Origin of the sequence: Gordonia sp. QH-12 (assembly GCF_001578675.1) — a bacterium.
Lineage (GTDB): Bacteria > Actinomycetota > Actinomycetes > Mycobacteriales > Mycobacteriaceae > Gordonia > Gordonia sihwensis.
Genome location: NZ_KQ969321.1, coordinates 1 through 3,855, shown reverse-complemented (window position 1 = coordinate 3,855; position 3,855 = coordinate 1). Strand labels below are relative to the sequence as shown.

8 protein-coding genes are annotated in these 3,855 nt (G+C 64.4%); all 8 read right to left on the bottom strand.

What is annotated here, in order from left to right; translation table 11 throughout:
- Positions 1–409: 409 nt before the first annotated feature.
- Positions 410–688 carry an HNH endonuclease gene (locus tag Y710_RS18255; protein WP_062368123.1) on the bottom strand — a complete coding sequence of 93 codons (279 nt, stop codon included), beginning with the start codon at positions 686–688 and terminating at the stop codon, positions 410–412.
- Between the two features lie 118 nt (positions 689–806).
- The gene (locus Y710_RS18855) at positions 807–959 is read right to left on the bottom strand and encodes a hypothetical protein (RefSeq protein ID WP_156479492.1); all 153 of its coding nucleotides are present in this window, start codon (positions 957–959) and stop codon (positions 807–809) included.
- Between the two features lie 174 nt (positions 960–1,133).
- Complete coding sequence (locus tag Y710_RS19260) at positions 1,134–1,268, bottom strand: hypothetical protein (RefSeq protein WP_269449343.1); 135 nt, start codon at positions 1,266–1,268, stop codon at positions 1,134–1,136.
- Positions 1,265–1,492 (bottom strand): DUF7427 family protein, encoded by a 228-nt coding sequence (locus Y710_RS18250; protein ID WP_062368122.1) that lies wholly within the window; start codon positions 1,490–1,492, stop codon positions 1,265–1,267. The genes Y710_RS19260 and Y710_RS18250 overlap by 4 nt, the downstream gene beginning before the upstream one ends.
- A gap of 435 nt (positions 1,493–1,927) precedes the next feature.
- Positions 1,928–2,269 carry a hypothetical protein gene (locus Y710_RS18245; RefSeq protein WP_156479491.1) on the bottom strand — a complete coding sequence of 114 codons (342 nt, stop codon included), beginning with the start codon at positions 2,267–2,269 and terminating at the stop codon, positions 1,928–1,930.
- Positions 2,266–2,901 carry a DUF7341 domain-containing protein gene (locus Y710_RS18240; protein WP_062368120.1) on the bottom strand — a complete coding sequence of 212 codons (636 nt, stop codon included), beginning with the start codon at positions 2,899–2,901 and terminating at the stop codon, positions 2,266–2,268. The genes Y710_RS18245 and Y710_RS18240 overlap by 4 nt, the downstream gene beginning before the upstream one ends.
- Complete coding sequence (locus Y710_RS18850) at positions 2,898–3,122, bottom strand: hypothetical protein (RefSeq protein WP_156479490.1); 225 nt, start codon at positions 3,120–3,122, stop codon at positions 2,898–2,900. The genes Y710_RS18240 and Y710_RS18850 overlap by 4 nt, the downstream gene beginning before the upstream one ends.
- Positions 3,119–3,649 (bottom strand): RusA family crossover junction endodeoxyribonuclease, encoded by a 531-nt coding sequence (locus Y710_RS18235; protein WP_082781358.1) that lies wholly within the window; start codon positions 3,647–3,649, stop codon positions 3,119–3,121. The genes Y710_RS18850 and Y710_RS18235 overlap by 4 nt, the downstream gene beginning before the upstream one ends.
- Positions 3,650–3,855: the final 206 nt, after the last annotated feature.

Genomic DNA, 3,855 nt, shown 5'->3' with positions numbered 1-3,855 from the left:
CGGAACGGAACCCAGGGCGCTTCACGCTTCGAAGTGGAGTGCATTGCACCATGCGCATTGCTTTGCGTTGGGTCTCTTGGGTGTTGACCGCATCTGGTCCGCTCGGGCTGCCGTAGCGATTGGCTGAGACATCTCCTGTCGGCACTTCGGACTACAGCAGGGCTTGCCCCGTGGCTTCCGGTGTGCCGTGTAGGTGACGCCACAGACTGCGCACTGGAACTCGCGCTGCTTGCCGTGTTCCTTTTGCCATCGGTAGTGGCATCGGCCGCACCGCTTTACCTTCGGGTAGTGCGTGGCTGGGCTGGTGCATCCGTCTTCTGTGCAGATACGCTCGGTCATGTCGAACTCCTCCTACGGGTTCGGCCATTGCCCGGGACGGTTGCCGCCGTCGCCGGGCTTTCTATTTCGGTTAGGTCCAGTCGCGGTCGGTGATGAAGTCGATGCCGGTCGGGCGGATGATCTTGTTCGACTTGGCGCGATTGCATGCGCGATGCGATGCGACGAGGTTGTCGAGTACGTCTTCGCCGCCTCGGTCGAGGGGTGTGACGTGGTCGATCTGGAAGGCTCGAGGGTCGTGGTGGTGCGCGGTGTAGTCGATGGGTTCGCCGCACCAGTGGCATGGCGGTTGGTCTCTGGCGATGATCTTGCGGTGTTTGTCGCGGGTCGCGGTGTTGCGCTTGGTTGCCATCAGTCTCGTGTTGCTGTGCATCCGTGTGGTCGGCAGTCGCCGTGTCGTGTGGTGTCGCATCGTTCACACCAGCGTCCGATGTCGGTGTCTGTGTCGAGAATGTCGAAGTGGTCGTCGTTCATCGGAGGTTGAGGATGTTGAGCGGTGCGCCGTTGGGCCAGGCGATGGTGCCCTGCAGTATGTCGGTGGCTGCGGGTGTGAGGCTGTCGATGATGTCCCCTGCGTCTCCGGGCCAGTGCTCGGGATGGTTCAGGTGTTCACAGTCACTCATCGTCTGTCCCGTCTGCTTCGAAGCACCAGCCTGCGACGCTCTCGTGGTGTCCGTCGTGTCCGTCGGCGAGTGCGCACCACAAACGCCAGTTCGTGCCGTCTTCGTCGAGCTGGGGTAGGTATGCGGTGCAGGGTCGGCCAGTAGGTCGGAGGTGTTGACCGGGTTTGGGTGCGGTCATGGTTCCTCCAGGCTGATGCGGACGGTGATGTCGATGCGGATGCGGGAGGCGATGTCGTCGGCGAGTCGGTGTGCGATGGGGCGGACGAGTTCGGTGGCTTGGTCGGTGAGCCAGGCGGCGAGGCTGGTCATGTGCTGCACCGCGAGTACGGATCGATGGGCCCGAGTCGGCGCAGGAGGTGCAGTGCGGTGGTCAGGATGACGGCGTGTGCTGCGATGTCGAGGATGAGGTGCCGGTCGCGGAGTCGGTCGACGACGCGGGACAGCAGGTCGTCGTGGTGGCCGGTTCGGATGCACCACGCTTCGTAGCCGATAACGCCGCCGATGAGTGCGGCGAGCGTGGCTTCTCCGATCACCGCTGACCTCCTGGGGCCGGTGTGAAGTTGGGTGCCCGCGAACGTCACCTTGTGTGGTGTCGAGTCGCGGGCTGTTCCCCTGTTGTGCAGCGCGCGCCTCGCCGTGAAAGGTCGGGTCGTGGGCGTGGCTTGCGTCCCGGTCACTCGCATGACGTGGCGGGACTAACACACTCGGGGGACGTTTGACCCCGGATCGCGCTGTGGATGTGGCTGCGATCCGGGTGGCCGAGGTTGCGTCCGTGCGGCCCTTGGGGTCGACGTGCTCGCCTCGGCTAGGTTCCCGGTGGTTTCGGTCCGCGGCCCACCAAAGCAGAGGATCGGCGGGGCGACCGGGTCCGGGAACGACTACGGCGAAGCTCCCCCGGTTTTGGAGACAGCTTCGCCGTGCCACCCACTCTACACGTGAATCACACCCATGTCATTCAATCCGCGAGGTCAAGCACCATGCTCCCCCCATCGCTCGGCGTAGTGTCGCCAGACGATCGCTCGTGCCCGATCAAGGCACTGGCGGTCCTCTTCGCTGATGCCCTCCGATTCCGCGAGGATCTGCAGGACGAATCCGGTGGTCTTGATGCCGTGCTCGGAGCCTGGGCCTGGTGGCTTCATCGCGTACTCGATCGTTTCGGTCAGTTCGAGGCCGCTGTCCGCGGTCCATCCGACAAGTTCGCCGATCTCCGCGATCTCGTCCTCGGCTTCGTTGGCCCGCTCGGCTTCCGTCTCGGTCGACTCGTCGGCGAATGCGAGTGCTAGTGCCAGCATTTCTTCGCGTGCGGTCATGATGCTTCCTCTCGTTCGATTCCGATTGCAGCGGCGAGAATCCCGAAGGACTCGGGTGGCCAGTAGGTTCGGCACTTCTGGCATTCGCACCCGTAAGCGCCGATCTGCAGGGCTGGTTGTCGTACGGTCTCCCCCGCGCTGTCCTGCCGGTACACGGTCGACGTGTCGCATTGCGGGCACGGTGCGGGGATCGTCCACCTGCGTGGCGGATCCAACAGTTCGCGGATGCGGGCGGCCCACCAGGTGAGGTCCGCGGTGCGTGCTTTCAGCCAAGGGACGTCCTGCGGTCTGAACTGCTGCTGCTCCATCCACGAGAGTCTGGTGTGCGTGGTTCCGTGGCGGGGGTCGGAGTCTTCGGGCCACCACGTCTTGACGGTGCGGTCGATCTGGTCGCACAGGTCGACGGCGTCGAGGACGACTGGTGGCATGGAGCGGGCGTGTGAGCCGTTGCCTGTGCCTTGTGCTCCGGCGATGTACTCGCGTAACTGCGTGTACAGCGGATCACCCCATGCGGGTTCGGTGGCTCCGTTGTCGCGGTCGATCAACGTTCGGGTGCGTCCGATCAACGCGTGGATGGCGTCTCGGAAGGCTTGGCGGGTGCCGGGCAGGTCGTGCTCGGTGGTGTCGGTCATGCGTCCCCCTGGTCGCTCTCGATGCAGTGGTCGGTGTGGTCCAGTACTCGCTGTACGAACTCGGTGTGATCGCCGTGGCCGGTGAGGGTGGTGCCGCACAGGCAGGTCCAGTGGTAGTGGATGCGGGATGCCACACGCGCGCGAAACTGAGACGAACGTGCTGGTCTGTCGATGATGTGTCCGTAGCAGCCGGGTTGGCAGAAGTAGGCCGAGACGGTCATGCGTGGTCTCCTTCGCGTGCGATGGTGTCGGCCAACTCTTGGTCGGCATCGGTGGTGTGGCATTCGGGTCCACAGCCGTGCGGTCGTGGTGGCGGGTCGTCTCGGTGGCAGACGAAGCAGTGGGTGCGTGTGAGTGCGGTGAGGCTGATTGCGACGCCGGCTGGCTCGTTGGGTTCGGCGATGCGTTTGGTGGCGTGGAGGGTGACGATGTGGGAGTCGTCGGCGATCCAGATGCCGGTGATGGCGTCGAATACGGCTCTGGTGAGCTTGTCGAGGTCTGGACGCTTGACGGCGGGCGGTGTGGGACGTCGCTTTGCCGTCTGTTTAGGCCGTGGCATGACGAAATCGAGGTTTGCGCCTACTGGTCCCGGCGGGAGCATTCCGCCTCTCCTGCGGGCTTCTGAGGCGATTTCGGTTCGCCATGGTCCGACCGCTTTCGAGGACTCGAGCATTCGGCCGTTCCCGATGTGCCGCTTCGATCCCTGGGGTGCCGGTCGTCCTTCGACGAAGACGTGACGGTCAGTCATGCGATGCCTTTCTCGGCGAGGACGGATCTGACTTCGGCGGCACCGCGAGCGTTGCGCTCATCGGAATCCGGGTCGTGATCGCACACCCGGCGATTTCGGTACCCGGTGTCGTCGCACAGGTCGCACGCGTCGATCTCGGCTTTGCGGGCAGCTGCGACGGCATCGAGTTCCGCTCTCCGGAGGGGCGTGTCAGATGGTCTGTGTAA